Raw genomic sequence first — 26,616 nt, forward strand, 5'->3', positions numbered from 1 at the left:
GTTGCCCACGACACGCCGGGCGAGGCACAACAACTTCATGATCAACCCGACGAGGGGGTGGGGAGGGGGGCGGTCAGCGGAGGCGGGAGACGATTCCGGTGTCGTAGTTGCCGGAGAGGAATTCGGGGTTCTCCAGCAGGTCGGTGAAGAAGGGGAGGTTGTGTTTGGGGCCGGCCAGGTCGAAGGCGGCAACCGCGGCGCGGGCGCGGGCGATGGCCTCGGTCCGGTCCTGGCCGTGCACGATGAGCTTCGCCATCAGGCTGTCGTAGAAGGGGGTGACGGTGTTCCCTTCGGCGTAGCCGGAGTCGACGCGGATGCCCTCGCCGGTCGGCTCCACCCAGGTGCTGATCGTGCCGGGGCCGGGCAGGAACCGCTTCGGGTCCTCGGCGTTGATCCGCAACTCGATGGCGTGACCACGCACGGTCAGCGCGTCCGGGTCGAAGGTCGGCGGCAGGCCGGCGGCCACCCGCAGCTGCTCCTCCACCAGGTCGATGCCGTGCACCAGCTCGGTCACCGGGTGCTCCACCTGGAGCCGGGTGTTCATCTCCAGGAAGAAGAACTCCCCGGTCGTCGGATCGAGCAGGCACTCGACCGTGCCGGCGTTGCGGTAGTCGACCGCCTCGCCCGCTCGCACGGCCGCAGCCAGCAGGCGGGTACGTAGTTCCGGGGACACCGCCGGGGAGGGCGACTCCTCCACCAGCTTCTGGTTACGCCGCTGCACCGAGCACTCCCGCTCACCCAACGCCAGCACCCGACCGTCGGCCAGGCCGAGGATCTGCACCTCGACGTGCCGCACCCGGGGGAAGTACCGCTCCAGCAGCACCGAGCCGTCGCCGAACATCCGCTCCGCGAAGGCGCGCACCTTGTCGTACTCGGTGCGCAGCGCGGCCTCGTCGACCGCCACCCCCATACCCATGCCCCCGCCACCGGCGGCGGCCTTCACCATCACCGGGTAGCCGATCTCCGCCGCCGCCGCGACCGCCGCCCCCAGGTCAGCCGCCGGCTCGGTGGTCCCGGCCGCCACCGGCACGCCGGCCGCCGCCATCAGGTTCCGCGCATTGATCTTGTCGCCCATCGCGCTTATCGCGTCCGCGCCGGGCCCGACCCAGATCAGCCCGCTGGCCTCGACGGTACGGGCGAAGTCGGCGTTCTCCGACAGGAAGCCATACCCGGGGTGGATCGCCTGCGCGCCGGTCGACCGGGCGGCGGCGATGATCGCCTCGGTGTTCCGGTAGCTCTGTGCCGGGTTGGCCGGCCCGACGCAGACGGCCTCGTCGGCCTCGGCGACGAACGGCAGATCGGCGTCGGCCTCCGAGTGCACCGCGATCGCACGTACCCCGAGCCGCCGGGCGGTGCGGATGATCCGACGGGCGATCTCACCCCGGTTGGCGACCAGCAGCGACTCGATCATGGCTCCTCCGAGCGTTCCATTGTGTGGGACGCGGGCTAGCCAATCACGTCGCGGCGGACCCGTGAAAGGCCCCCTGCCGGCGCCTCGGCTCGACGGTGGGACGAGCCGGACGCTGACCGCGACGGTCAGGCGGGCTCGGTGGGGGCGAGCAGCGCGGCCAGCGTGGCGGCCCGCAGCAGCTCGGCCCGCCGCCGGTGGTCGACCTCGCCGCCGAGGAACGGGGTGGAGTTCATCAGGCCGAACGCGGCGTGTGCCAGCACTCGCGCCTCACCGTCGGGCAGCCCTGGATGCAGGGCGGTCAGCACGGTGACCCACTCCTCGACGTAGAGCCGCTGGAGTCGGCGGATGCGCCGCCGGGGCTCCTCCGGCAGCCGGTCCAGCTCGTGCAGGTGCAGCGCGATGACGGCCGGGTTGGCGAGCGCGAAGTCGACGTGGAAATCGATGAGCGACTCCAGCGCGGCGCGCGGGTCGTCGGGATGGGCGGCGCGGCGCTGCCGCCCGCCGTCGAGCAGTCCCTCACTCACCGGCGTCAGCGCGGCGACGAGCATCGCCTCCTTGCCGGCGAAGTGGTGGTAGAGCGCCGGGCCGGTCACCCCGGCAGCCGCACCGATGTCGTCCATCGACACGCCGTGGTAGCCGCGGGCGGCAAAGAGACCCACGGCGATCTCAAGAATCTCGTCCTTGCGGGATCGGCGTCGTCCCGCCCCCGTGGCCCCGCCGGACGCGCCCCGGGCCTGCTGCTCCACCGTCACCGGGCCAGCCTAGACCCGTCCGTCGACCGCGTGCGGCCGTGGTTACCCGCCGGTCCGACTGCCGGGAACGGTGCCTCAGGTCGGGCGTTGGTCGAGGCCGGAGAGCCGCACCGCGATCCGGTGCCGCACCGGCGGGAGCATCGAGACCAGGCGGAGCAACAGGTCCCGGGCCGGCCGAACCGGCGACGGCACGGTGGCCAGTCGGGTCAGCCGGTCGGCGAAGCTGGCCACCTCGTGGGCGAGCGGGCGACGTCTGGCCGCGTACTCGTCCAGCCGGGTCTCGGCGGCACCGGCGAGCACGTCCGCCAGGGTCTCGCCGAGGTCGACCGCGTCGCTGATGCCGAGGTTCATACCCTGCCCGCCGGCCGGGCTGTGCACGTGTCCGGCATCGCCGGCCAGCAGCACCGGCCCGGAGCGGAACGTCCCGGCGACCCGTCGGTGCAGCCGGAAGCGGGAGGACCAGAGCACCTCGCGCACCTGGTCCGGCCGTTGCCGGGGGCCGCGCTCGTCGAGCAGGCGTTGCAGGTAGGCCGCGTCCGGCTCGGCGGGTGGATCGGTGACGGTGGCGACCAGGCGTACCCGCCCGTCGGGCAGCGGCGCCCAGACCAGCGGCCCGCCCCGGGCGAGGAAGATCGACGCGCCGTCGCGGGGCAGGCCGCTGTCGACGCGTACGTCGGCCAGCACGAACGACTCCTCGGAACCGGCCGGCCCGGTGAAGCTGATGCCGGACAGCTCACGGACGGTGCTGTTGATGCCGTCGGCACCGACCACCCATCGGGCGCGCACGTTCGTGCCGTCGAGGTCGGCCACCACGCCGTCACCGTCGGGGTGCAGACCGGTGAGCCGGTACGGACGCAGCACCGGCACGCCGGCCTCGGCCAGCCGATCGGTGAGCACCTCCTCGGTCACCGACTGGGAGACCATCAGCGCGTACCGGTGGCGGCTGGGTAACCCGCCGAACGGCACGGTGACCAGCACCCGGTCCCGGTCGCGGACACTGAATCGGGCCGACCGCAGCCCCCGGGCCACCAGTGCCCCGCCGGCTCCGATCCGGTCGAGCACCTCCAGGGTGTACGCGTGCACCACGGCGGCCCGCGAGGTCACCGCCGGCTGCTCCCGCTTGTCGACCACGGTCACCTCGACCCCCCGCCGGGCCAGGGTGAGTGCGGCGGTGAGCCCGGTCGGGCCCGCGCCGACGACCAGGACGTCCGTTCGTTGGGGCAGCATGACGACCTCCTCGGCGAATTGCCAACGCCTGTTGGCCAACGCTTGTTGGCAACAGTAGGCCGCCCCGGATTGTGAAGTCAACAGGCGTTGGCATACCGTCGGTCACATGACGGAGGGCGTACCGGAACAGGCTCGGCAACCGCTCGCGGAGCCGGCGGCCGACGGCGGACGCCGCACCTCCGGCCCCGCGACGGCGGGTGGCGGGCGACGTAGCGCGGAGGCGACCCGCGCGGCCATCCTGCGGGCCGCCCGGGACCGCTTCGCCGCCGACGGGTACGACCGGGCGACGATCCGGGCCATCGCCGCGGACGCCCGGATCGACCCGTCGATGGTGATGCGGTACTACGGCAGCAAGGAGAACCTGTTCGCCACGGCGGCCGAGTTCGACCTGCGCCTGCCCGACTTCAGCGGCGTGCCGGTCGATCGCCTCGGCACGGAGCTGGTCGGCTACTTCTTCACCCGCTGGGAGGGCGACGCCACTCTGCCGGCGCTGCTGCGCACGGCGAGCACCAACCCGGGCGCGGCCGAGCGGGTACGCGCCATCTTCACCACCCAGCTCAGCGTGGCGGTCGGCCGGGTGGTCGCCGACCCCGCCGAGGCCCCACGCCGCGCCGGCCTGGTCGCCAGCCAACTGCTCGGCGTCGCCCTGACCCGCTACGTCCTGCGCCTACCCCCGATGGTCGACATCTCCCCCGCCGACCTGATCACCTGGCTATCCCCCACCATCCACCGCTACCTGACCGACCCCGACCCGACCCCGCGCCGACCCCCACTGCGTTGATCATGAGGTTAGCGGCGAAGTCGATCACAAATTCCGCCGCCAACCTCATGGTCAACATGGCGTCACCTCGGGTCGGGGCCCTTGACGACGGGGGCGCGGACGAGGTTGCCCCACTCGGTCCAGGAGCCGTCGTAGTTGCGCACCTTCGGGTAGCCGAGCAGGTGCCGGAGTACGAACCAGGTGTGGCTGGAGCGTTCGCCGATGCGGCAGTAGGCGACGAGGACGTCATCCGGCGCCAGGCCGAGCTGGTCGGCGTAGATGGCCCGTAGCTCGTCGGCCGACTTGAAGGTGCCGTCGTCGTTGGCGGCGGACTTCCACGGCTTGCTCACCGCGCCCGGGATGTGACCGCCGCGCAGCGCGCCCTCCTGCGGGTAGTCCGGCATGTGCAGCATCTCGCCGGTGTACTCGCCCGGCGACCGCACGTCGACGAGCGGCCGGCCGGCGTCGACGTGCGCCGACACCTCCTCGCGGAACGCCCGCACCGGCGCGTCGTCGCGCTGCGGCACCGGATAATCCGCCCGGGGCCGGTTCGGCTTGTCGCGGGTCAGCTCCCGCCCCTCGGCGATCCACTTCTGCCGGCCGCCGTCGAGCAGCCGCACGTCCTGGTGACCGAAGAGGGTGAAGACCCAGAGGGCGTACGCCGCCCACCAGTTGAAGTTGTCGCCGTAGAAGACGACCGTGTCGGCACGGCCGATGCCCTTGGCGGCGCAGAGTTCGGCGAACCGCTCGGCGTCCAGGTAGTCCCGGGTCACCTGGTCGTTCAGCTCCAGATGCCAGTCGACCTTGACGGCACCGGGGATGTGACCGCTGTCGTAGAGCAGCACGTCCTCGTCGGACTCGACGACCACGAGACCGTCGTCGCCCAGATGCTCGGCCAGCCAGTCGGTGGTGACCAGTCGCTGCGGGTCCGCGTACGACTGGAGTCGGGGATCGGGATCGTTCGGCACAGACATGGTCCCCAAAGTACGCCGCGCTCCGCTCGGCCATCGGATTTCGGGTGCAGCGAATGTGGTCCGCCAGGCGTGACACTCCTGACTGCCGCCGAACACCGAGGACCGCCATGACCGCAGCGCCACCAGGGGCCGACCCACCGCCGGTGGACTTCAGCGAGTTCTACCAGGCGCACTTCCAGCGGGTGGCGGTGCAGCTCTACGCGTACCTCGGTGACCACGCCGAGGCGCAGGACCTCACCCAGGAGGCGTTCTGTCGGACACTTGAGCGCTGGGAGCGGATCAGCGCGTACGACGATCCGTCGGCGTTCGTCCGCCGAGTGGCCTGGAACCTGGCCACCAGCCGGCTGCGTCGGGTCCGTACCGCCGTCCGTCACCTGGCCCGGCAACGGGAGGAGCACGTACCCGGTCCGGGCCCGGACCGGGTGGTGCTGCTGGAGGCCCTCACCATCCTGCCCACCACCCAACGCCGGGCGATCGTGCTGCACCACCTGGCCCAGCTCACCGTCGCGGAGATCGCCGACCAACTCGGCGTACCGGAGGGGACGGTCAAGTCCTGGCTGTCGCGGGCCCGCACGGCCCTGGCCCGCCACCTCACCGAGCGGCAGGAGGCCGGCCGTGCGTGAGATCAACCTGGACCAGCTGTTCGCCGACTTCGAAGCGACCTCCGCACCGACCTTCCGCCCGCCCGACATCTCGGACCTCCAACGCCGGATGCGCCGCCGCCGGAGTTGGCGGAGCCTGCTGACCGGGCTGGTCGTGCTGCTGCTGACCGGGCCGGGCGTGTACGCCACCGCCGGTCTGGACGCCGACCGCGACCCACCCGACCCGACCCCGTCACCGCCGCCGGACGGTCAGGTGATCGAGCGGAAGGTAGACCCGGTGGGGGTCGCCGGCAGCCTCAGTGAGCTGCGGTTCGTCGACGCGCGGCACGGTTGGGCGCTCTTCGACACCTGCGAAAGGACTGACGATTCGAACAACTGCCGCCGCGACCTGGCGCGGACCGTCGACGGGGGCGAGACCTGGCAGCGCATCCCGGTGCCGGACGCGGTGAACCGCCCCCGGCAGGAATGGCCGGTCCACCTGCTCGCCGTCGACGAGCGGATTGTCACCATAAGCATCGGCGGCGGTTACCTGGTCTCCACCGACGGCGGTGCTACCTTCACCGAGCACCCGCAGGAAGCTCCACCGGAGGCGACGCTGCTCAGCTGGGCCACCCGCAGCGGGTATCTGCTCCGATGCCCGGGAAGCGACCCCCTGACCCGTGTCGACTGCCCCGAGTTGGCACTCGCTCGGATCGGCGCGGCGACACCACCCACCCAACCCCCGGTGGCTCTGTCCCGCGATGCCAATCTCGGGCTGGTCGAGGACGGCGACGGCCGACTCTGGGTGACCGTTCTGCAGGACGACCGGCTCCGTACGGCGGTAGGCGCCGACGGGGCGGCCAGTTGGCGGCAGTTGCCCGCCGTGTCAGGCGCCGACAAGCTGCTCGTCTCCCCCGACGGCCGCGACGCCTGGCTGCTCGGCCGTCGGAAGGGCAGCAACGACCTCTCCGACCTGAAGCGGATCTGGCGACTGGTCGACGACCGGTGGCGCGAGCAGACCGAGTTGCCGTCCGACACCAACTCGGTGACCGCCGTCAACGACGGCATGCTCGTCGTGACCAAGGTCGGTGGCAACTTGGGTTACTGGACCGGCGAACGCTACATCGACGTACCCGAGGTCCGTGGGCCGCGCTTCGAGGGCGAGGAACTTCCGAGCATCGAGGTGCTTCCCGACGACACCATCGTCATCTACACCAGAAACACCACCACCACCCTGGGCGTCGGCACCGCCCAGTCCCGCGCCTGGATCCGCCTGAACCACTGACCTCCCGGCAACCGTCCGCGTTGATCAAGAAGGTTAGGTCTCGATCAACGCGGCGGAGCGGGGGCTGACGGGGGGAACGGGGTGAGGGTGGGGCGTTTGGCGGTGCGGGTGTCGCCGGAGGAGCGGCCGGTGAGGCGGCGTTTGATCCACGGGGCCAGGTGTCGGCCGGCCCAGCGCAAATCGGCGGTGCGGGCGGACAGCCAGGGGGTGGGCTCCGGGTTCGGGGGAACCAGCAGCCACTCCTCGTCGCAGCCGACGCCGAGGGCGGCCAGCACCTGACCGGCCACGCGGCGGTGCCCGGCGGGGGACAGGTGCAGCCGGTCGGTGCTCCAGAGCAACGGGTTCAGGTACGTGTCGTCGGCGTACAGGTCGACCAGGATGGCGCCGTGCCGCTCGGCGGTCTCACCCACCGCCCGGTTGAGCAGGGCGACCCGGGGCGCGATCAACCGTTGGCCGGGCAGCCGCGCCATCACGTCGGCGAACCGGAACAGCAGCACGTCGGCACCACGGCTACGCAGCCGGCCGACCACCTCGTCGAAGCGGGTCACCAGGGTGTCCGGATCGAAGTTGCGCCGCAGCACATCGTTGCCGCCCGCCGCGAAGCTGATCAGGTCGGGCTTCATCGCCAGCGCCGCCGGCACCTGCTCGGCCACCACGCTCGGGAAGGTCCGCCCCCGGATGGCCAGGTTGGCGTACGAGAAGTGGGGGCCGGCCTCGGCGGCGAGCCGGGTGGCCACCAGATCCGCCCAGCCCCGGAAGCTGCCGTCCGGGTAGGCGTCGTCCAGGCCCTCGGTGAAGCTGTCCCCGACCGCGACGTAACTGCGCCAGCGCACTGCTCACTCCTCCGACGTGCGAGTAGGAAAGGAACTCCTGCCTACCACCGGAAGTTTTGCACCGGTCGTCCGCGTGGCGGTGCCCCGCGCGGGGTGAACGTGGCGGACATCATCGAGGTGAGTGGGGTCCACGCGCCAGCTCCATCGCGAGTAGTGTCCCGAACCACACGCTTCGTTCATGCTTCGTTCACCCGAAGGATTCTGCTGTGGCCGTTGGTCGTCGCTGGCTGTCACGCACAGCCGCTGCCGCACTGCTTCTCGTCGGCGGGATCGCCGTCCCCGCCGCTCCCGCCTCGGCGGTCGCCCCGGAGCCGAAGTTCACCTTCGAGCTGACCGGCACGACGATTCCGGTCGGGTTCACCAGCAAGACGCTCCATCTGAAGGTGACCAACCTGACCGACGAGACCCCGAGTGTGATCCAGTACGACGTCCAGCCCGACGACGTGGCTTGGCAGGACAGAGCCTGGTTCCTCTGGGGGGAGGGCGGTGGTTCCGGCGAGTGTGACGGCGACTCTGCGGGTTGGTACTGCCGTGCCGGCGCCGGCACGTCCACGGTTCCGGAGCTGCTGCCGGCGCCCGGCGGCACGGTGGACTACCCCATCTCCATCAGTACCGGATGGGTAAAGGAACCCTTCGAGGGCAAGATCCAGATCGAGGTCTACATGATCTGGGGCGAGGACGGGGAGCGGGTCACCGAGACCAGGGAGTTCACCGTCAGACTCGTCGACGATGCCGAAGCCGACCTGTCGGTGGTGGCGCCGGACGTCAGGCAGTCGGTGCGCGTCGGTGCCGGCGGCCGGCTGGAGTCCACCGGGACGTTGAATCCGGGTGAGACGGGTGCGGTGCGGTACCGGATCGTCAACCACGGCCGTAAGGCGGTGAGCGGCGTCTCCGTCGACCTGCGCCTGCCCGAGGGCGTGACCTTTACCCGACCGCCGCAGGAGTGCGCGGTCGACGACGATGGGCGGTCGGCGGTCTGCACCTACGATTCGCTCGCGCTCGTGCCCATCGGCGAGGACACCGAGCCGAACGACGACGTCCACTCCGCTGTCGAGCTGTACAACCTGGTGACGGTGCCGGCCGACGTCGAGGCGCCGGTCACCCTGGCGGGCGGGACCGTGCAGGTCGAGGGTCTGACCGAGGACGTCAGCGCCCGCTCCGCCCCGCAGCCGGCCGTGCTGCCGGCGAACGCCGTCGCCGTACCGGCGGCCGACGTCGACGCCAGCGACAACCAGGACGGGTACGCCGTCGTGGTCGCCGCGAAGAAGGACGACGACAACGGCGGCGGGGGTGGCCTGCCGGTCACCGGGCCGCAGGCCGGGCTGATCGCCGGAGCCGGTCTCGCCATGGTCGCGGCGGGCATCGTGCTGCTGCTCGCCCGACGCCGCCGCTCGGTCGCGTTCGTCTCCGGGGACGACACCACCGCTTCCTGAGCTGTCCGATCCCAGCCGACGCCGGGCCGGCCGACCTGAGGTCGGCCGGCCCGGTCGTTGACGCCGTCATGACGCGGTGGCTGGTTCGGGTCGGGCATCTGCACCTCCTGGGGCTGAGGGAAGGGCCGCCCCGCCACGGGGGAAGGCGGGGCGGCCCCGGTGCAGCCCCACCCCGTCCCCGATGGATGGGAGCAGGACCGCCGAGTGACAGTGTGGTGATCGGACGACTACTGTCGGAAGGCATCGACGCTGGCCGTGGCGCGACCGACGGCCGGCCGGGAAGCCCATTCGAGCAGCCGATCGATCGTGGAGGCAGTGTGGAATCCGAGCCGACCGCCGAGCTGATCCGGGCCCAGTTGCGTCGGCTGCGGCTGGCCGCCAACCTGACCCAGGAGGATTTCGGCAAGCAGGTGCACTTCTCCGGCTCCCAGATCTCGGCGATCGAGCTGGGGCAGCGCCCGTTCGACCGGCTCTTCCTCAAGCGGGCCGACGAGGTGCTGAACAGCGACGGCCTGCTGCTGGGGCTGCTGCGCATCGCCGAGTTGCACGGCCAGCCACACTTCCTGCGCCCATGGCTGGACGCCGAGCGCGTCGCCACCCAGTTGCGCTGCTACCACCCGACGCTGGTCCCCGGGCTGCTCCAGACCGAGCACTACGCCCGTGCGGTGATCCGGTCCGACGACATGCTCACCGACGACGAGGTGGAGCGGCGAGTGGCGGTACGGATGGACCGGCAGGCAATCCTGACCCGACCGGATCCACCGATCCTGATCGCGGTGATCGAGGAGACGGCCCTGCGCCGGGTCGACGAGAGCTTCCGGGGCATCATGACGCAGCAGATCGGGCACCTGCTCGACTGTGTGAAGCGCGGCGGCGTGCTGATCCACGTCATCTCGGCCGACGTCAGCGTGCACGTCGGCCACGCCGGCCCGCTGACCCTGGCTCGGGGAGCCGACGGCGACTGGGTCGGCTACCTGGAGAACCAGGTCGGCGGCGCGACCATCGACAGGGCCGAGGAACTCGCTACCCTGCACGCTGTGTGGGAGGGAATTCGCAGCGTGGCCCTCCCCAAGGGACAGTCCGAGCTGCTGATGAAGGAAGTGATGGAGTCGTGGTCCACGATCTGACCGGCGCGGCCTGGCGCAAGTCCACCCGCAGCGCCAGCAGCGAGTGTGTCGAGGTGGCCGACAACCTGCCCGGCGTGGTCGGCGTACGCGACAGCAAGGACGCCACCGGCCCGGTGCTCACCTTCGCCCCGGCCGCCTGGCGTCGCTTCGTCGCCCACGCCAAGCTCGGCTGACCGCTGACCCGCTGACGCGCCGGTTCGCCCGCTGACCCGTCGGTTCAACGGGCGGCGACCGTCAGCACGGCGTCGGCGAAAGCCTGCGGTGCCTCCTGCGGAAAGTTGTGCCCCACCCCGCCGCCGACCGTGCGGTGCTCGTACGGGCCGGTGAACTGCTTGGCGTACGCCTCCGGTTCCGGGTGGGGTGAACCGTTGGCGTCCCCTTCCAGGCTGATCGTCGGCACGGTGATCGGCGGCCGGTCGGCCAGCCGCTTCGCCACGTCCGCGTACTGCGGCTCCCCGTCGGCGAGGCCCAGCCGCCACCGGTAGTTGTGGATGACGATGTCGACGTGGTCCGGGTTGTCGAGCGCCGCCGCGCTGCGGTCGAAGGTGGCGTCGTCGAAGTCCCATCTCGGCGAGGCCGTCTGCCAGATCAGCCTGGCGAAGTCGCGGGTGTTGCGCGCGTAGCCCTCCCGGCCGCGTTCGGTGGCGAAGTAGTACTGGTACCACCAGGCGTACTCGGCCGCCGGGGACAGCGGCACCCGACCCGACGCCTGACCGTCGATCAGGTAGCCGCTCACCGCGACCAGGCCATGGCAGCGCTCCGGCCAGAGCGCGGCCACGATGCCGGCGCTGCGGCCACCCCAGTCGAACCCGGCCAGGGTCGCCCGCTCGACCTCCAGCGCGTCGAGGAACGCCACGGTGTCGACCGCGAGGGCGGCCGGCTCGCCGTTCCGCATCGTGTCGGCGGACCGGAACCGGGTGCTGCCGTAGCCACGCGCGTAGGGCACCAGCACCCGGTGACCGGCGCTGGTCAGCAGGGGAACGACCTCGGCGTAGCTGTGGATGTCGTACGGCCAGCCGTGCAGCAGGAGCACCACCGGACCGTCCGGCGGACCGGCGTCGACATAACCGACGTCGAGCACACCGACCTCGACCTTCCGCACGTCAGTGCGCAACGCTCCCACCCCCACCCCGGTCAATCCGCCCACCCCCATACCCGAACCTAGAACGTCGAATTCGTCACCGACCCAACTTCCACAGATCTTGGTGCGGGGATGCCCGTCGAGGGCGCCGCCGTGCCAAGATCCGCATCAGGGACGCGCGCGGGAGAGGGCCCAGGCGATCACGCCCGCGACGACGCCGACGATGACGCCGGTGAACAGGCTGCTGATCGCGGCGAAGAACCGCACGATGACGGCCTGCGTACCCGGCGCGAGATCGGTCAGGTTGCCGCCGAGGGTCGGCGGGGCATCGAAGGCCACGTGCCAGAGCAGTTGATGGGTCAGGGCCAGCAGGACGCCGTACAACACGCCGACGGCCAGCAGAGTCAGGAACGGGTTGGGCACCCGCTTCACCAGGGCCACGGTGATCCACACGATCGGCGGTACCACCACCAGCAGCAGGTTGACGAAGGTGCGCTCGTGCACCAGATCCAGGTCGTGCAGCACCACCCGGGGCAGGCCGAGCAGCGCCAACCCGAACAGGGCGGGCAACGGAAGCCCGAGAGCCGGGCGAGGTGACATGGTCATGCCGGCAACGCTAGGAACGATCGGTGGCCGCGCCATCGGCCCGGGATCGCGGTCACGGTACGTCGGTGAGCGATCCCCGGTGTCGCCTTCCGACGACTCCGGCGGCCCCGACCTCGCCGTACGCTGATTTCGTGGCCGGCCAGTCGACGCAGCGGAGGGTACGTCCCTGGGTCACCGACGCGCTCCTCGGCGCGGGCGTGGCCGGCACCGTGTCGGTCGTCATCACCGCGAACGAGGGTGGCCGGCACGGGCCGGACCAGCTCGCGTACCTGTGGGCCGTCGGTCTGGGCGCGCTGATGCTGGTCCGGCGGCGCTACCCGGTGCTGGTGCTGGCCGTCAGCGTGCTCGGTCTGTTCGCCTACTACGCCGCCGGCTACCCGGCCATCGGGCTGGCCGTGCCGGTCGCCGCCGCCCTGTTCTCCGCCGCCGAGCACGGCCGGATCGCCGCCTCGATCGTCGCCGCCGTGCTGGTGGTCGTGGTGTCGGTGGTCTTCCGGCTGGCCGAGGGACAGGACTTCTCCTTCGTCGTCGGCTACGAGCTGGCTGGGCACGTCCTGCTGATGGGTGCGGCGATCGCCCTCGGCGACAGCCTGCGCTCCCGCCGCGCCGCCCAGGCGGACGCCCGCCGGATCGCCGAACTGACCGAGGCCCGGTACCGGCAGGAGGCACAGGCCCGCCTCCGGGACGAGCGGATGGCGATCGCCCGTGACCTGCACGACTCCCTCGGCCACACCACCTCGGTGATCGCCCTGCACGCCGACGTCGCCCGGGAGGCGCTGGGCCGGGACGAGACCGCCGCCCGGTCGGCGCTGGAGCTGATCCGGTCCACCGCCCGACACAGCATGGACGACCTGCGGCGGACGGTGACCCTGCTGCGATCACCGGGTGACCCGCCACGCACCGTGGTCTCGCTGGCCAACCTCGACGCGGTGACCCGGGCCGCCTCGGCCGCCGGCTTCGACGTCGACGTGCGGGTGGCCGTCGACACGCCGCTGCCGGCGCCGGTGGAGGCCGCCGCCTTCCGGATCGCGCAGGAGGCGGTCACCAACGTGGTCCGGCACTCCGCCGGCAGCCGCGTCCAGATCCGTGCCGAGCAGCACGGCGACCAGCTCACCGTCACCGTGACCGACACCGGCTCCGACCCGGCACCCGGCACAGAACCGACGCGCGGCGCAGAGCCGACGGGCGGCGCAGAGCCGACGGGCGGCGCAGAGCCGGCCGGAGCGCCGACCTACCCCGAAACCGCGAACGGCCGATTCGAGCCGACGGTGGCTCGAACCGGGCACGGCATCGCCGGGATGCGGGAACGGGCCGAGAGTCTCGGCGGCACGCTCACCGCCGGGCACCGGCACACAGGATTCGAGGTACGCGCGGTGCTGCCCCTGCGGGAGCCGACGTGACGAGCGTGCTGGTGGTCGACGACCAGGATCTCGTGCGCGCGGGGATACGCACCCTGCTGGCGGCCGACCCTCAGCTCACCGTGGTCGGGGAGGCCGCCGACGGCCGTTCCGCGCTGCGCCTGGCTCGCCAGTTGCGGCCCGACGTCGTACTCATGGACATCCGGATGCCGGTGATGGACGGCCTGGCCGCCACCGCGGCGATCCGCGCCGACGACGCCCTGGCCGCCACCCGGGTGCTGATCCTCACCACCTTCGACGACGACGAGGACATCGTCGAGGCGGTCGGTCTCGGTGCCGCCGGTTACCTGCTGAAGGACACGCCCTCGGACGACCTGCGACGGGCGGTGCACACGGCCGCCGCCGGTGGGAACCTGCTCTCGCCCACGGTCGCCCGCCGGGTCATGGAACGGCTCGCCGCCACGCCGAAGCAACCGCCGCCCGATCCCCGGCTCTCCGTGCTCACCGACCGGGAGCGTGCCGTGCTCGCCCGGGTCGGGCTGGGCGAGACCAACGACGAGATCGGCCGTGCCCTCTTCATCAGCCCCGCGACCGCCCGCACCTACGTCAGCCGCCTGCTCACCAAACTGAACGCCCGCGACCGCACCGCCCTAGCCGTGATAGCCCACCGCGCCGGCCTGACCACCCCCCACCCGTAACCCACCACCCGCCCGCGTCCCCCACCGCGCCCCGCCCTCTCCGGGCCCGCCCTTCCGCGTTGATCAAGAAGTTCTGGTCATGGATCGGCCGTTTCCCGACCAAAACTTCTTGATCAACGCGCCGAGAGCCTGGGGGCCGGGGCGCGAGGGGGGGGTGGAAATGGGTCGGTGGGGTGGGGGGTGGGGTTCTAGGGTGCGGGGGTGATGCTGCGGATGTCGACGTCGCTGATTCGGACCCTGCGAGAGGATCCCGCGGACGCGGAGGTGCCGAGCCACCGGTTGCTGCTGCGGGCCGGGTACATCCGCAGGGCGGCACCGGGCGGCTACACCTGGCTGCCGCTGGGCCGGCTCGTGCTGGAGCGGGTCACCGAGATCGTGCGGGCCGAGATGACCGCGATCGGCGACCAGGAGGTGCACTTTCCGGCGCTGCTGCCCGCCGAGCCGTACCGCACCAGCGGGCGGTGGACCGAGTACGGCGACGACATCTTCACCCTGGCCGACCGGCGCGGTGCCGAGCACCTGCTGGCACCGACCCACGAGGAGTTGGCCGCGCTGCTGGTCAAGGAGCTGCTCACCTCGTACCGCGATCTGCCGGTGACGCTGTTCCAGATCCAGACCAAGTTCCGCGACGAGGCCCGTCCCCGCGCCGGTCTGCTGCGCGGACGCGAGTTCCTGATGAAGGACGCGTACTCCTTCGACCTGGACGACGAGGGCCTGCGGGCCGCGTACGGCCGGCACCGTGCGGCGTACCAGCGGATCTTCGACCGGCTCGGCCTCGACTACACGGTGGTGCACGCGATGTCGGGCGCGATGGGTGGCTCCGCGTCCGAGGAGTTCCTGGCCGCCACGCCGGTCGGCGAGGACACCTACGTCGGCTGCACCGACTGCCACTACGCGGCGAACACCGAGGCGGTGACCACACCCGCACCGGCGTCCGGCGACCTGCGGGCGCACCCGGCGACCGAGGTGCACGACACGCCGGAGACGCCGACCATCGCCAGCCTGGTCGCGCTGGCCAACGACCGCCGCCTGGCCGGTCGGGACGACTGGTCGGCCGCCGACACCCTGAAGAACGTCGTGCTGACGGTACGCCGACCGGGCGCCGAAGCGCCGGAACTGCTGGTGGTCGGGTTGCCCGGTGATCGGGAGGTCGACCTGAAACGGCTGGCCGCCACGCTGGCACCGGCCACGGTGGACGTCTTCGACGCCTGGGACGAGCATCCCGAGCTGGTGCGGGGCTATCTCGGGCCGCAGATCCTCGGCAAACTCGGCGTCCGCTACCTGGTCGATCCCCGAGTCGTGCCGGGCACCGCCTGGCTGACCGGGGCGAACGAGCCGGGCCGGCACGCCACGAACGTGGTGTGTGGCCGGGACTTCACCCCCGACGGCACGGTCGAGGCCGCCGAGGTACGTCCCGGTGACCCCTGCCCGGCCTGTGCAACCGGCCGGTTGACCATGCGCCGGGGCATCGAGATCGGACACATCTTCCAGCTCGGTCGCCGCTACACCGACGCCTTCGCGGTGGACGTGCTCGGTCCACAGGGCAAGCCGGTCCGGCCCACCATGGGCTGCTACGGCATCGGGGTGTCCCGGGCGGTGACGGCGATCGCCGAGCAGCACCACGACGATCGGGGACTGGTGTGGCCGGCCTCGGTCGCGCCGTGCGACGTGCATCTGGTGGCCGCCGGCAAGGGCCCGCAGCTCGACGCGGCGCTCGACCTCGGCGCCCGGCTCGCCGACGCGGGCCTGCGGGTGCTCGTCGACGACCGGACCGCCGTCTCCGCCGGGGTGAAGTTCACCGACGCCGAGTTGATCGGCATCCCGCGCACCGTCGTGGTCGGACGCCGCCTGGCCGACGGGTACGTCGAGGTGCGCGACCGGGCGACCGGGGAGCGCACCGAGCTACCCGTGGCGGACGTGCTGGAGAAACTGTTGCACGGGTAGGCGGAAAACATGGTGTAGCCGTCAGGTGACGGGGTACCGCATTCCGATCGGCTCGACGTTGCTCTGGAGGGGCTCTCATGACCGGTTACCGGGTCGCTGACGTGATGACCAGGCAGGTGATCTACCTGCCGGCGGAGACCACCCTCGACGAGGCGGCCAGGGTGATGAAGGAGGCCGACATCGGCGACGTCGTCGTCACCGACGGCGCGAACCTGGCCGGCATCCTGACCGACCGCGACATCGTGGTACGCGCGGTGGCGGAGAACGCCAACGCCAGCACCACCACCATCGGTTCGATCGTCACCCGCGAGGTCGTCATGATCGAGCAGTTCTGCACCGCGGGTGAGGCCGCGTCGCTGATGCGTGAGCGCGGCATTCGACGCGTGCTCGTCTGCGACAACGAACGCAAGCTGGTCGGCATCGTCTCCCTCGGCGACCTCGCCATGCAGCTCGACCCCACCTCGGCGCTCAGCGAGATCAGCGAGCAGTCGCCCACGGTCTGAGGACGGCCGCCGGTAGCCTGGCGGGATGCCCGAGATGCCGAGCAAGCTGGCCGAGATCGTCGACGAGTTCGCCGCCGCGCCACGCGACGTGGTGCTGGAGATGCTGCTGGAGTACTCCGACGCCGTGCCGCCGCTGCCCGCCGGGCATCCCGGGCACGAGGGTATGGAGCAGGTCGTGGAGTGCCAGACCCCGTTCTTCCTGCGCGCCGAGGTGACCTCCGAGGGCACCGTCGACACCCTGTTCGACTGCCCGCCGGAGGCACCCACCACCCGGGCGTTCGCCGGCATCCTCGCCGAAGGGCTGGCCGGCGCCACCCCGGAACAGGTCCTCGCCGTGCCGGACGACCTGTACCAGCGGATGGGTCTGGCGCAGGCGATCAGCCCGCTGCGGGTACGCGGCGGCACCGCCATCCTCGCCCGGCTCAAGCGGCAGGTCCGCGAACAGACGGCGTGACCCCGGCGGCAGTCGGGAACAGACCTGCCGGTCAGCGGGTTGTCTCCGGTCATGGAGATCGACATCTACGCCGACGTGGTCTGCCCCTGGTGCTGGATCGGCCGCCGCCGACTGGCGCAGGCACTCGCGTCGTACGACGGCACGGTGACCGTCCGGCATCGGCCGTTCCAGCTGGACCCGTCGCCGGTGCCGACGCCGCGTCCGACCCTCGACGTGCTGGCCGAGAAGTTCGGTGGCCCCGAGCAGGCCCGGCAGCTGGTCGCCCGGGTCGTCGAGGTGGGCGCGAGCGTCGGTCTGGAGCTGCGCTTCGACCGGGCGATCGCGGCGAACACCTTCGACGCGCACCGGCTGACCAACTGGGCCGGCCAGCGGGACCGGGACGGTGAGTTGGTCGAGGCTCTGCACCGGGCCCACTTCGTCGACGGCGTGGACGTGGGCTCACGGGAGGCGCTGGCCGGGGTGGCCGCGACCGTCGGGCTGGACGGCGACGAGGCCCGTCGCTTCCTCGAATCCGACGAAGGGGTCGCCGAGCTGCGGGCCGAGCTGGCCGCCGCCCGGCAGCTCGGGGTCACGAGCGTGCCCACCTTCGTGCTCGCCGGCAGGTACGGGGTCACCGGGGCGCAGGAACCGGAAACCCTGCTCGCCGCCCTTGCCGAGGTGGCGCAGCGCGAGGCCGCCGCACCCTGACAGCCATCGACGTCGTTGATGTTTCACGTGCAACGACATCGACTTCGGTCGACGGTCAGGCCGGCCTGGCCAGGTCCTCCACCACGCGCGCGCCGGGCAGCGCGGCCAGCGCCGGGCCCGGCAGCGCGATCTTGCTGTGTCGTACGCCCGAACCGATCACCACGTACGGCGTGGCCACCACCCGCGAGTCGACCAGGATCGGCCACTGCAACGGCAACCCGATCGGCGTGATCCCGCCGTACTCCATGCCGGTCAGCTCCACCGCGTCGGCCATCGGGGCGAAGCTCGCCTTGCGGACGTCCAGCGCCCGGCGGGCCACCCCGTTCACGTCCGCCCGGGTGGTGGCGAGCACCAGGCAGGCCGCGTACCGGGTCACCCCCTCGCGCTTACCGGCCACGACCACGCAGTTGGCCGACTCGTCCAGCCCGACGTCGTACGCGGCGCAGAACGCCGCGGTGTCGGCGAGGTCGGCGTCGATCGGCGCGACAAGCACCGTGTCGACGTCCACCGGCGCGTCGGCCGGCCACCGGTCCAGCGCGGCGGCGACCGGCGCGGCCAACAGGTCGGCGCGGGTGCGGGCGGGCTCGGTCTTCAGCGTTCCCATCACGCCTGTGATCGTCGCATCCGCAGCCCGCGACGCGGACCGGGGACCGGAGGTTGGCAACTCAGCCCTCGTTGGTCAGGAAGCCGTGCCGCTCCAACATCGCCCGGTCCCGGGAGGCGGCCATCTCCTCCGCCCGCGCGGCCTGGACGCGGCGCACCTCGATGTCCTCCATCGCGTGCCGCACCGCGAGTCGGATCACGCCGTAGAGGAAGACGAACCCGCAGACGTACAGGAGACTGGTGATGACGAACGTGAGCATGGCTCGACGGTAGGACGAACGTGAACCCGAGCAGGTGTCATCGCGCCGTTGTTCGCCCGTACGTGTCGGACAGGTAGTCGGCCCAGGTCCGCCGGCCAGCCGGTCGGGCGTCGGTGACCAGGCCACCCCCGCGCAGTTCCCGGCCGAGGCGGCCGGGAAAGCGGATCGGCAGCAGCGGGCGGCGGGAGCCGCGTGCCTGCCGCCAGGCCCGCACCGCCGCGTCGAAGCGTTGCACCTCGGGGCCGCCGTACTCGACGATGCCGCCGCGTGCTCCGGCCCGGAGCAGCTCGACCAGCTTGTCCGCCACCTCGCCGGCGTCGACCGGCTGGGCCAGCACCGCCCGGTCACCGACGACCGGGCCGAGCTTGCTGGACAGCCGCAGCAGCTCGTCGATGAACGGGAAGAACTGGGTGGCCCGCAGCACCGTCCACGGCACCGACCCGTCGGCGACGACCTGCTCGGCGGCCAGCTTGTGCCGGTAGTACGAGTAGGGCACCCGGTCCACGCCGACGATCGAGACGTACACCAGGTGCGTCACCCCGGCGTCGGCGGCAGCACTGACCAGGCGGCGGGTGCCGAGCACGTCGATCTGGTGGGTTCGCCGGGTCGGCGAGGACGCCAGGTGCAGCACCGCGTCCACCTCGGTCACCGCCGCGGCGATCCCTTCGCCGGTGGCCAGGTCGGCCACCACCCACCGCACCCCCGATCCGGTACGCGGCCGGCGGCTGGTGGCCCGCACCTCGAAGCCCGCGTCGACCAGCCGGGGCAGCACCTCCCGGCCCAGCGTGCCACCCGCACCGGTGACCAGTACGCGCATGTCAACCTCCCTCGTCGCCTGCCCGCTCGACGGAACGAGCCGTACTCGACGTGACCGGCTGTGAGCGGACTCACTTCGCCAGGTCGAGCACCGTGATCACCACGAAGAGCCCGATGACCGCCTCGCTGACCAGCCAGGAGTGGTTGTTCGCCCAGTCCCGGATACGCGGCAGCAGCACCGCCGCCCGACGGCCGAGCAGCAGCAGCGCCAGCAGTGGCAGGGCGAGCAGGGCCAACGTGAGCAGTACGAAGGGCAGCAGGTGCCACCACGGCAGGTCGTGCCGGGCGGCGCTGGCTCCGACGGTCGCCATGGTCAGGTCGTCGGAGGGCATCCCCAGGAACAGCAGCAGGCCCACCTTCGCCGCGTACCCGGGGCTGGCGTGCTGGAGCTGACCCATCCACCGGGGCGGCCCCGCGTGCCGGCGGAGGAACACCACCACCGCCAGCACCGCCAGCAGCACCAGCACGAACCAGTCGATCCACCGCTCGACGGTGCCCCGGCCCGCACCGGTGAAATTGATCTTGAATTGATGGACCGCCAGCCAGGCCAGCGTCGTGCCACCGAGGACGACGAGCGCCGCACCCGCCAGATAGCCCAGCGAGGCGGCCCGTGGCCGGTCGGACGAGGCGAAGAAGACCGCCGCCACCAGTTGCGTGCCGGCGACCATCACCACGGCCAACGGCAGCAGCGTCAGGAAGGTCATCGCCAGCCCATCCTGCCGGCTACCCCGACCGCGCACCGCCACTTCCGCGATCCACCCGCCACCCGCCCCGGTCAGCAGGCACCGGACCGGTCAGACCGACACCGCTCCCAGCAGGCACCCGGCCGGTCGGACCGACACCGATCGGCAGGCACCCGGCCGTCAGACCGAGACCGGACGCGGCGTCGGCACGACCCGACCGGCCAGCAGGGCACCGACCAGGGCGAGTCCGGCCGCCACGGCGAGAGTCAGCCCGTAGGCGAAGCGGCCCGGTGCCGCCCCGGCGGCGAGCACCGCACCGGTCAGCGCCAGCACCGTCGCCGACGCGAGCGAGTCGCACAGTTGCAGCGACGAGCTGTTACGCCCCTGCTCGCCGGGCGCCGACAACTCCAGGGTGAGCGCCGACAGCGACGGAAAGAGCAGGCCCATGCCGAGCCCGGCGACCGCCCAGCCGAGAACGCCCACCCACACCGGTACCGCCGGGACGACGCAGCCGCCCACCACCGCGGTGCCGGCCGTGATGCAGGTGAGGCCGGCCCTCGGCAGCGTGCCCCGGGACCGGGGCGACCGGATCCGCGCCTGCAACCACGAGCCGAGCGACCAGGACAGCGCCCCGGTGGTGAGCACCAGCCCCGCCGCCGTCGGCGTGAATCCCCGCTCCCGCGACAGCATCAACGGGATCACCACCTCGGCACCGACGAACGCGGCCGAGGCCAGCCCCCGCAGCCCGACCACGGTGGGCAGGCCGCGACCGGCGCGCAGGAACCCGGCCGGCAGCAGCCGCGGGACGCAGCTCAGCATGCCGACCAGGGCGAGCCCGACCAGCGACGCGGCGGCGACGCCGCGCTGCTGACCCCCGATGTGCAACAGTGCGGCGCTCACCCCCGCCCCGCAGGCCCAGCCGATCCGCGCCAGCGCCCCGACGGAGCGGCGGACCGGACCGGCCACCCCGATCGACCGCAGCCCCGGATGGATCAACAGCACCGCCGGCACCGCCACCACCGGCACCGCCAGGAACACCCACCGCCAGCCGACGTGCTCCACGACCAACCCCGCCACCACCGGACCGACAAGCGACGGGACCACCCAGGCCGCGGCGAACGCGGCGAAGATGCGGCGGTGCAACCGCTCCGGGTACGCCTGCGCGACGATCACGTACAGCGCCACCGACAGCAGGCCCGAACCGAAGCCCTGCACGATCCGACCCACCACCAGCGTCGCCATGTCGGTGGCCGCGCCGGCGAGCAGCAACCCAGCGACGAATCCGGCGAGACCTGCCCACATCGGCGCACGCGGACCCCGCCGGTCACACCAGATTCCGGAGAGCACCATCGCCACCACGCCGGCCGCGAACGGGCCACCGAAGGCGATCCCGTACAACGCGAGACCGTCCAGGGCCCGGGCGACCGTGGGCATGGCGGTGCCGACCGCCAACGCCTCGAACGCCAGCAACGAGACAAGCGCCACGCTGCCCACCGTCATGGCCCGCAGTCGAGGGGCGAACAGCGACTCGGCGGGTAGCGGGGACGGGGCGATCAGCATGGGGCAAGCCTCGGACCTCAACCCACCTTCAGGTCAAGGGTGACGCGGCTTACCTCAGGCCGACTCCAGCGCCTCGCCCAGCCCTTTGGCCAGCCCGGACAGGTGCTGGTCGGCCAGCAGGTGCCCGGCCGTGATCACCAGCGCCAACGGCCACTCGATCACCTGGAGCGCGGTCAGCACCCCGATGCCGGCGTAGTAGGTCAGCTTGTCGGGTGGCGGCACCGCTACCTCCCCCAGCAACGGCACATTCACCCGGCGGGTGAACATCTGCAACGACTCCCGGGTGCCACTGAGTTGTCGTGTCAGCGCACTCATCTCGCCTCCCCCTACCGTCGACGCCCACCTCGGATTCCTCCGCCGCAGCCGTCCATGCCCGGCCGAGCAGGAAACTTTTCCCAGCTCCGAGGGGCATAAGGGACGTCCGGCCGGGAAGCCAGGCCGCCGGGCACGAACGGTGGGAGGCGAGATGCGGTTTGGCGCCGTCGGAGTACCTCCGGTGGTGGAAGCCGCCTCCCGCCGCGTGGGTGCCACCGCGACCCGGCTCGCCCGGGCGGCCGGGCTGAGCAGCCGGCGGGTCTGGTCCCGCCCCGGCCGGCACCACATCGAGGTCCACGGCGTCTGCCAGGACGGCGGCGACACCCTCGCCCGCCAGGTCGAGACGGCGTTGGAACGAATGCCGGGAGTCACCTGGGCGCGGGTGAACGCCCCCTCCGGCCGCGTGGTCGTCGCCGTCGACACACCGGGACCGAAGGTACGCGAACTGGTCGCCACCATCTCCCGCGTCGAACGGACCTGCCCACACGAACCGGATCCGGAGATCCCACCGCCGCACCCACCCGAGGAGGGTCCGCGGACCCCGCGGACCCTCGGCGCCCTCGCCTCCGACGCGCTCGGCCTGACCATCTCCGCGGCCACCCGGATCCTGCCCGTCACCCCGGTCCCCGGCGAGGTATCCGGACTGCTCACCGCCATCGACCTGCACCCGAAGCTGCACGCCCTCGCCGGTCTGGGACTACGCCGCGACCCCCGCGCCGACGTCCTCTTCCCCCTCGCCGAGGCGGTGGTGCAGGGCCTCACCGGCGGCTGGACCGGAATAGTGCTCGACGGCGCACAGCGGATCGTGCAGTGGGGTGAGGGGCTGGCCCAGCTACGTGCCTGGGAGAAGGCCGAACCCCGGCTCACCGGCGACCCGGACCGCGCCGTCGCGCGTACCCCCGACTTCGAGCGGCCCTGCCCGAAGCCCGACGGCTCCGTCGAGCGGTACATCAACCGGATGCTCGCCGGCGGCGCCGCCGCCTTCGCCGCCGCGACGCCCGTGGTCGGCCCGAAACGAGCCGCCGCCCTGGGCCTGTCCGCGCTGCCCAAGGCACCCGGCAGCGGGCGCGAGGGGTACGCGGCCCAACTCGGCCGGATCCTCGCCCGACGCGGCGTCATCGCGATGGACCGCAGCGTGCTGCGCGAACTCGACCGCATCGACACGCTGGTGCTCGACGCCCGGATCCTCGGCTCCGACCGGGGTGTCCTGGCCGACCTGGCCCCGCTGCCCGGCGTCGACACGTCCCAGGTCGCCGCCCAGGCGTTCACCCTCTTCGAACCGACCGCACCGCACGACGTACACCAGCTCGACGGTTGGCGGCTCGGCCCGCTGGACCAGCTCGACGTGCCCGACCCCGGCGACACCGACGACAGCCGACGGCTCCGCGCCCGCGGCGGCACCCTGCTCGGCCTGGCCCGGGCCGACGCCCTCAGGGCCGTGCTGCGCGTCGAACCGGAGCCGGCACCCGGTGTCGAAGGCCTGCCGGCCGTCGCCCGGCAGGCCGGCCTGCGACTCGTCGTGGCCGGCGGCGACCCGCAGCGGTACGCCTCCGCCGACGCGCTGATGCCCGGCGACGACCAGCTCACCGAGTCGGTACGCGCCCTGCAACGAGAGGGCGCCGTGGTGATGCTGGTCTCCGGCGACCGCTCGGCGCTGGCCGCCGCGGACTGCGGCCTGGGCCTCGCCGACCCCGACGATCCCCCGCCCTGGGGGGCACACCTGCTGGTCGGCACCGACCTGCGGATCGTCGCCCTGCTCATCGAAGCGGCCGGCGTGGCCCGGCGGATGACCGCACAGAACCTGCGCATCGGATTGGCCGGCACCGGCCTCGGCGCCCTCGGCGCCTTCACCGCCGACCCGGCCCTGCTGCCCGGCCGTACGCTCGCCTCGGTCAACGGCGCGGCGGCGCTGGCCTTCGCCCACGGTGTGTGGCGGGCCGGTCGGTTGACCGAGGTGACCGCCGCCCCCGCACCCGCGATCACCGCCTGGCATCTGATGCCGGTACCCACCGTCATCGACCAGCTCGGCACCGGCCGCGACGGGTTGACCGAGACCGAGGCCCAGCGGCGACACTCCGCTCGCCCGGGTGAGGCCGCCGGCCCCGGCGGGCTGCTCCGCGCCTTCGTCGACGAACTCGCCAACCCGCTCACCCCGGTGCTCGCCGCCGGAGCGGTGCTCTCCGCCAGCTTCGGCTCCCTCGTCGACGCCGCCCTGGTCGGCGGGGTCGTCGGAGCGTCCGCACTGGTCGGCGCGGTACACCAGCGCAACACGGAGAAGTCGCTGGCCGAGCTGCTGTCCCGCTCGGCGGTGACCGCCCGGGTCCGCCGCGACGGCGTCGAACGGGTGGTACCCGCCGACGACCTCGTCCCCGGCGACGTGATCGTGCTCGAATCCGGCGACGCCGTACCCGCCGACTGCCGGGTGTTGACCTCCGTCGGACTGGAAGCCGACGAGTCCTCGCTGACCGGCGAGTCGCTGCCGGTCGCCAAGACCGACCAACCGGTGGTCGCCGCCGCCGTGGCCGAGCGCGCCTCGATGGTCTACGAAGGCACCAGCATCGCCGCCGGCCGGGGCGACGCCGTGGTCGTGGCCACCGGCGCGGCCACCGAGGCCGGACGCAGCCTTGCCCTGGCCGGGCAGGCACCACCGGTCAGCGGGGTCGAGGCCCGCCTGGGCAAGCTGACCCGCACCGCCATCCCACTGGCCGCCGGGTCAGCCGTCGCGGTGGCCGGCGCCGGGCTGCTGCGGGGCGTACCGCTGGCCCAGACGGCCGCGACCGCCGCGAACCTGGCCGTCGCCTCGGTGCCCGAGGGACTGCCGTTCCTGGTCAGCGCCGCCCAACTGGCCGCCGCCCGGCGGCTCGCCGAGCACGGTGCGCTGGTCCGCAACCCGCGCACCATCGAGGCACTGGGCCGGGTCGACGTGCTCTGCTTCGACAAGACCGGCACCCTCACCGAGGGGCACCTGATGCTGGCCGGGGTGGGTGACGCCGACTCGTACTCCCCGCCGGAACACCTCGACGACCGGCTGCGACGCACCCTGGCGGCGGCGTTGCGGGCCACCCCGGCCGCCGACGACCCCGAGGAACTCTCCATGCAGACCGACCGGGCGGTGCTGCGGGGCGCCCGCGCCGCCGGCGTCGGGGAACACGACGGGGCGGCCGGCTGGCGGGCCGTCGGTGGTCTGCCGTTCGAACCGTCGCGCGGCTACCACGCCAGCGTCGGCGAAACCGACAACGGGCTGCTGCTCAGCGTGAAGGGCGCACCGGAGGCCGTGATACCCCGCTGCTCCGCGAACCGCGTCGACGGACGAGACGAGCCGCTCGACGACGCCGGCCGCGCCGAACTGCACCGGCTGCTCGGCGAACGGGCCGGCGCGGGACACCGCATCCTCGCCGTCGCCGAGTGCACCGTCGCCGCCCCCGACGTCACCGACGACGGCGTACGCGGCCTGGTCTTCACCGGGTTCCTGGCCATCGCCGACGGGGTACGCGCCAGCGCCGCGCCGGCCGTCCGCCGGATCCGCCAGGCGGGCGTGCACACCATCATGATCACCGGCGACCATCCGGCAACCGCCGAGGCGATCGCCGCCACCATCAGCGACGGCGACGCCCAACGGGTGGTCACCGCCACCGAACTCGACGAACTCGACGACGTCGCCCTCGCCGAGCGGCTGGCCGGCACCGACGTGGTCGCCCGCTGCACCCCGGCCCACAAGGTCCGCATCATCCAGGCGTTGCAGAAGTGCGGTCGTACCGTCGCGATGACCGGCGACGGCGCCAACGACGCCCCCGCCATCCGGCTGGCCGACGTGGGCATCGCCCTCGGTCAACGCGGCACCCCGGCGGCGCGTGCCGCAGCCGACCTGGTGGTCACCGACGACCGGCTGGAGACCATCATCGCCACCCTGGTCGAAGGCCGGGCGATGTGGTCCTCGGTCCGCCACGCGCTGAGCATCCTCGTCGGCGGCAACCTCGGCGAGATCGCCTTCAGCGTGCTGACCGCCGCCGCCACCGGCCGGGCCGCACTCAACGGACGCCAACTGCTGCTGGTCAACCTGCTCACCGACATGGCACCCGCGCTGGCCATCGCCGTACGGCCACCCGGCGGCGACCACGCCGACGGGCTGCTCCGCGAAGGCCCGGACAGCTCACTCGGCCAGACCATGACCCGGGAGATCGGGTTGCGCGCCGCCGCCACCACCCTCGGTGCGACCACCGGCTGGACACTCGCCCGCTACACCGGCACCCGCCGACGCGCCGGCACCGTCGCCCTGGTCTCCCTGGTCGGCACCCAGCTAGGCCAGACCGTGCTGGCCGGTGGCACCAGCCCGACCGTGCTCGCCTCCACTGCCGCGTCCTTCGGCGTGCTGGCCGCGGTGGTGCAGACCCCCGGGCTGAGCCAGTTCTTCGGCTGCACCCCGCTGGGGCCGGTCGGCTGGACCATCGCCACCGGATCCGCGCTCGGCGCCACCCTCGCCAACGGCGCCCTCACCCGCCTCGTCGCGCGCTTCCCGCAATCCGAAGACGAGCAGGCCGAAGGCGAGCAGGCCGGCAACCGGCGGGACGACGGCGATGGGGTCGACGGCGGGCCAGCGGACGACCGGCCCCACGTCGGCCGGCCGACCGACAGCGGACGGGAAGCCGCTGCGCACCACGGGTGACC

Annotated in this window: 26 protein-coding genes; 13 read left to right on the forward strand and 13 right to left on the reverse strand. The window is 72.5% G+C overall.

What is annotated here, in order from left to right:
* Positions 1–73 precede the first annotated feature (73 nt).
* The 3 genes from O7605_RS19625 to O7605_RS19635 form a co-directional block, all read right to left on the reverse strand.
* Positions 74–1,411 carry an acetyl-CoA carboxylase biotin carboxylase subunit gene (locus tag O7605_RS19625; protein WP_269740516.1) on the reverse strand — a complete coding sequence of 446 codons (1,338 nt, stop codon included), beginning with the start codon at positions 1,409–1,411 and terminating at the stop codon, positions 74–76.
* Between the two features lie 125 nt (positions 1,412–1,536).
* The gene (locus O7605_RS19630; RefSeq protein ID WP_269740517.1) at positions 1,537–2,163 is read right to left on the reverse strand and encodes a TetR/AcrR family transcriptional regulator; all 627 of its coding nucleotides are present in this window, start codon (positions 2,161–2,163) and stop codon (positions 1,537–1,539) included.
* A 75-nt stretch (positions 2,164–2,238) separates the two neighbouring features.
* Positions 2,239–3,390, reverse strand: a complete 1,152-nt coding sequence (locus O7605_RS19635) for an FAD-dependent oxidoreductase (RefSeq protein WP_269740518.1) — start codon at positions 3,388–3,390, stop codon at positions 2,239–2,241.
* 106 nt (positions 3,391–3,496) lie between these two features.
* Between O7605_RS19635 and O7605_RS19640 the strand changes: the two genes are divergently transcribed.
* Entirely contained in the window at positions 3,497–4,171 is a 675-nt protein-coding gene (locus tag O7605_RS19640) for a TetR/AcrR family transcriptional regulator (protein ID WP_269740519.1), read from the forward strand.
* 62 nt (positions 4,172–4,233) lie between these two features.
* On the opposite strand, the gene O7605_RS19645 is transcribed toward O7605_RS19640, so the two are convergent.
* Positions 4,234–5,124 (reverse strand): sulfurtransferase, encoded by an 891-nt coding sequence (locus O7605_RS19645; RefSeq protein ID WP_269740520.1) that lies wholly within the window; start codon positions 5,122–5,124, stop codon positions 4,234–4,236.
* 107 nt (positions 5,125–5,231) lie between these two features.
* On the opposite strand from O7605_RS19645, the gene O7605_RS19650 reads away from it, so the two are divergent.
* Both O7605_RS19650 and O7605_RS19655 read left to right on the forward strand, forming a co-directional pair.
* Positions 5,232–5,747 (forward strand): SigE family RNA polymerase sigma factor, encoded by a 516-nt coding sequence (locus O7605_RS19650; protein WP_269740521.1) that lies wholly within the window; start codon positions 5,232–5,234, stop codon positions 5,745–5,747.
* A complete protein-coding gene (locus tag O7605_RS19655; RefSeq protein WP_269740522.1) occupies positions 5,740–6,990 on the forward strand; it encodes a hypothetical protein in 1,251 nt (416 codons plus the stop codon). The genes O7605_RS19650 and O7605_RS19655 overlap by 8 nt, the downstream gene beginning before the upstream one ends.
* Before the next feature lie 44 nt (positions 6,991–7,034).
* On the opposite strand, the gene O7605_RS19660 is transcribed toward O7605_RS19655, so the two are convergent.
* The gene (locus O7605_RS19660) at positions 7,035–7,823 is read right to left on the reverse strand and encodes an SGNH/GDSL hydrolase family protein (RefSeq protein WP_269740523.1); all 789 of its coding nucleotides are present in this window, start codon (positions 7,821–7,823) and stop codon (positions 7,035–7,037) included.
* A 206-nt stretch (positions 7,824–8,029) separates the two neighbouring features.
* Here O7605_RS19660 and O7605_RS19665 point away from each other — a divergent pair, with 206 nt between their 5' ends.
* The 3 genes from O7605_RS19665 (at position 8,030) to O7605_RS19675 (ending at position 10,556) form a co-directional block, all read left to right on the forward strand.
* Entirely contained in the window at positions 8,030–9,256 is a 1,227-nt protein-coding gene (locus O7605_RS19665) for a hypothetical protein (protein WP_269740524.1), read from the forward strand.
* 317 nt (positions 9,257–9,573) lie between these two features.
* On the forward strand, positions 9,574–10,383 hold the full coding sequence (locus O7605_RS19670) for a helix-turn-helix domain-containing protein (RefSeq protein WP_269740525.1): 810 nt from the start codon (positions 9,574–9,576) through the stop codon (positions 10,381–10,383).
* Positions 10,368–10,556, forward strand: coding sequence for a DUF397 domain-containing protein (locus tag O7605_RS19675; RefSeq protein WP_269740526.1), 189 nt, complete (start codon positions 10,368–10,370; stop codon positions 10,554–10,556). Before O7605_RS19670 ends, O7605_RS19675 begins: the two co-directional genes overlap by 16 nt.
* Positions 10,557–10,600: 44 nt before the next feature.
* Here O7605_RS19675 and O7605_RS19680 read toward each other — a convergent pair whose 3' ends face one another.
* Positions 10,601–11,506 carry an alpha/beta fold hydrolase gene (locus O7605_RS19680; RefSeq protein WP_443083993.1) on the reverse strand — a complete coding sequence of 302 codons (906 nt, stop codon included), beginning with the start codon at positions 11,504–11,506 and terminating at the stop codon, positions 10,601–10,603.
* A 126-nt stretch (positions 11,507–11,632) separates the two neighbouring features.
* Positions 11,633–12,070 carry a hypothetical protein gene (locus O7605_RS19685; protein ID WP_269740528.1) on the reverse strand — a complete coding sequence of 146 codons (438 nt, stop codon included), beginning with the start codon at positions 12,068–12,070 and terminating at the stop codon, positions 11,633–11,635.
* A gap of 131 nt (positions 12,071–12,201) precedes the next feature.
* Here O7605_RS19685 and O7605_RS19690 point away from each other — a divergent pair, with 131 nt between their 5' ends.
* From O7605_RS19690 to O7605_RS19715, 6 genes are all read left to right on the forward strand, one after another.
* Positions 12,202–13,470: a sensor histidine kinase gene (locus O7605_RS19690; RefSeq protein WP_269740529.1), complete on the forward strand. Its 1,269-nt coding sequence runs from the start codon at positions 12,202–12,204 to the stop codon at positions 13,468–13,470.
* Positions 13,467–14,126, forward strand: coding sequence for a response regulator (locus tag O7605_RS19695; protein WP_269740530.1), 660 nt, complete (start codon positions 13,467–13,469; stop codon positions 14,124–14,126). The genes O7605_RS19690 and O7605_RS19695 overlap by 4 nt, the downstream gene beginning before the upstream one ends.
* A gap of 201 nt (positions 14,127–14,327) precedes the next feature.
* Positions 14,328–16,070 (forward strand): proline--tRNA ligase, encoded by a 1,743-nt coding sequence (locus O7605_RS19700; protein WP_269740531.1) that lies wholly within the window; start codon positions 14,328–14,330, stop codon positions 16,068–16,070.
* A gap of 77 nt (positions 16,071–16,147) precedes the next feature.
* Positions 16,148–16,573, forward strand: a complete 426-nt coding sequence (locus tag O7605_RS19705; RefSeq protein ID WP_269740532.1) for a CBS domain-containing protein — start codon at positions 16,148–16,150, stop codon at positions 16,571–16,573.
* 25 nt (positions 16,574–16,598) lie between these two features.
* Positions 16,599–17,027: a SufE family protein gene (locus tag O7605_RS19710; protein WP_164448749.1), complete on the forward strand. Its 429-nt coding sequence runs from the start codon at positions 16,599–16,601 to the stop codon at positions 17,025–17,027.
* A gap of 51 nt (positions 17,028–17,078) precedes the next feature.
* A complete protein-coding gene (locus O7605_RS19715) occupies positions 17,079–17,714 on the forward strand; it encodes a DsbA family oxidoreductase (protein WP_269740534.1) in 636 nt (211 codons plus the stop codon).
* A 55-nt stretch (positions 17,715–17,769) separates the two neighbouring features.
* On the opposite strand, the gene O7605_RS19720 is transcribed toward O7605_RS19715, so the two are convergent.
* The 6 genes from O7605_RS19720 to O7605_RS19745 all read right to left on the reverse strand — a co-directional run bounded on the left by O7605_RS19720 (position 17,770) and on the right by O7605_RS19745 (position 21,951).
* Positions 17,770–18,318 carry a YbaK/EbsC family protein gene (locus O7605_RS19720; protein WP_269742690.1) on the reverse strand — a complete coding sequence of 183 codons (549 nt, stop codon included), beginning with the start codon at positions 18,316–18,318 and terminating at the stop codon, positions 17,770–17,772.
* Between the two features lie 61 nt (positions 18,319–18,379).
* The gene (locus O7605_RS19725) at positions 18,380–18,577 is read right to left on the reverse strand and encodes a hypothetical protein (protein WP_093409275.1); all 198 of its coding nucleotides are present in this window, start codon (positions 18,575–18,577) and stop codon (positions 18,380–18,382) included.
* Between the two features lie 37 nt (positions 18,578–18,614).
* Entirely contained in the window at positions 18,615–19,394 is a 780-nt protein-coding gene (locus O7605_RS19730) for an SDR family oxidoreductase (protein ID WP_269740535.1), read from the reverse strand.
* A gap of 70 nt (positions 19,395–19,464) precedes the next feature.
* Positions 19,465–20,097 (reverse strand): GAP family protein, encoded by a 633-nt coding sequence (locus O7605_RS19735; protein ID WP_269740536.1) that lies wholly within the window; start codon positions 20,095–20,097, stop codon positions 19,465–19,467.
* A 159-nt stretch (positions 20,098–20,256) separates the two neighbouring features.
* Positions 20,257–21,636: an MFS transporter gene (locus O7605_RS19740; protein WP_269740537.1), complete on the reverse strand. Its 1,380-nt coding sequence runs from the start codon at positions 21,634–21,636 to the stop codon at positions 20,257–20,259.
* 54 nt (positions 21,637–21,690) lie between these two features.
* Positions 21,691–21,951, reverse strand: a complete 261-nt coding sequence (locus O7605_RS19745) for a hypothetical protein (RefSeq protein ID WP_269740538.1) — start codon at positions 21,949–21,951, stop codon at positions 21,691–21,693.
* Positions 21,952–22,102: 151 nt separating this feature from the next.
* On the opposite strand from O7605_RS19745, the gene O7605_RS19750 reads away from it, so the two are divergent.
* Complete coding sequence (locus tag O7605_RS19750; RefSeq protein WP_269740539.1) at positions 22,103–26,614, forward strand: cation-translocating P-type ATPase; 4,512 nt, start codon at positions 22,103–22,105, stop codon at positions 26,612–26,614.
* Positions 26,615–26,616 lie beyond the last annotated feature (2 nt).

The sequence above is a fragment of the Verrucosispora sp. WMMA2121 genome (assembly GCF_027460185.1).
Lineage (GTDB): Bacteria > Actinomycetota > Actinomycetes > Mycobacteriales > Micromonosporaceae > Micromonospora > Micromonospora palythoicola.

What these genes read in the sequence shown, in the direction of transcription:
- O7605_RS19750 (WP_269740539.1), top strand. Translation starts at nt 22,103, where the DNA reads ATGCGGTTTGGCGCCGTCGGAGTACCTCCGGTGGTGGAAGCCGCCTCC.
- O7605_RS19705 (WP_269740532.1), top strand. Translation starts at nt 16,148, where the DNA reads ATGACCGGTTACCGGGTCGCTGACGTGATGACCAGGCAGGTGATCTAC.
- O7605_RS19720 (WP_269742690.1), bottom strand. Translation starts at nt 18,318, where the DNA reads ATGGGAACGCTGAAGACCGAGCCCGCCCGCACCCGCGCCGACCTGTTG.
- O7605_RS19645 (WP_269740520.1), bottom strand. Translation starts at nt 5,124, where the DNA reads ATGTCTGTGCCGAACGATCCCGATCCCCGACTCCAGTCGTACGCGGAC.
- O7605_RS19745 (WP_269740538.1), bottom strand. Translation starts at nt 21,951, where the DNA reads ATGAGTGCGCTGACACGACAACTCAGTGGCACCCGGGAGTCGTTGCAG.
- O7605_RS19730 (WP_269740535.1), bottom strand. Translation starts at nt 19,394, where the DNA reads ATGCGCGTACTGGTCACCGGTGCGGGTGGCACGCTGGGCCGGGAGGTG.
- O7605_RS19715 (WP_269740534.1), top strand. Translation starts at nt 17,079, where the DNA reads ATGGAGATCGACATCTACGCCGACGTGGTCTGCCCCTGGTGCTGGATC.
- O7605_RS19635 (WP_269740518.1), bottom strand. Translation starts at nt 3,390, where the DNA reads ATGCTGCCCCAACGAACGGACGTCCTGGTCGTCGGCGCGGGCCCGACC.
- O7605_RS19625 (WP_269740516.1), bottom strand. Translation starts at nt 1,411, where the DNA reads ATGATCGAGTCGCTGCTGGTCGCCAACCGGGGTGAGATCGCCCGTCGG.
- O7605_RS19650 (WP_269740521.1), top strand. Translation starts at nt 5,232, where the DNA reads ATGACCGCAGCGCCACCAGGGGCCGACCCACCGCCGGTGGACTTCAGC.
- O7605_RS19735 (WP_269740536.1), bottom strand. Translation starts at nt 20,097, where the DNA reads ATGACCTTCCTGACGCTGCTGCCGTTGGCCGTGGTGATGGTCGCCGGC.
- O7605_RS19740 (WP_269740537.1), bottom strand. Translation starts at nt 21,636, where the DNA reads ATGCTGATCGCCCCGTCCCCGCTACCCGCCGAGTCGCTGTTCGCCCCT.
- O7605_RS19725 (WP_093409275.1), bottom strand. Translation starts at nt 18,577, where the DNA reads ATGCTCACGTTCGTCATCACCAGTCTCCTGTACGTCTGCGGGTTCGTC.
- O7605_RS19710 (WP_164448749.1), top strand. Translation starts at nt 16,599, where the DNA reads ATGCCCGAGATGCCGAGCAAGCTGGCCGAGATCGTCGACGAGTTCGCC.
- O7605_RS19685 (WP_269740528.1), bottom strand. Translation starts at nt 12,070, where the DNA reads ATGACCATGTCACCTCGCCCGGCTCTCGGGCTTCCGTTGCCCGCCCTG.
- O7605_RS19640 (WP_269740519.1), top strand. Translation starts at nt 3,497, where the DNA reads ATGACGGAGGGCGTACCGGAACAGGCTCGGCAACCGCTCGCGGAGCCG.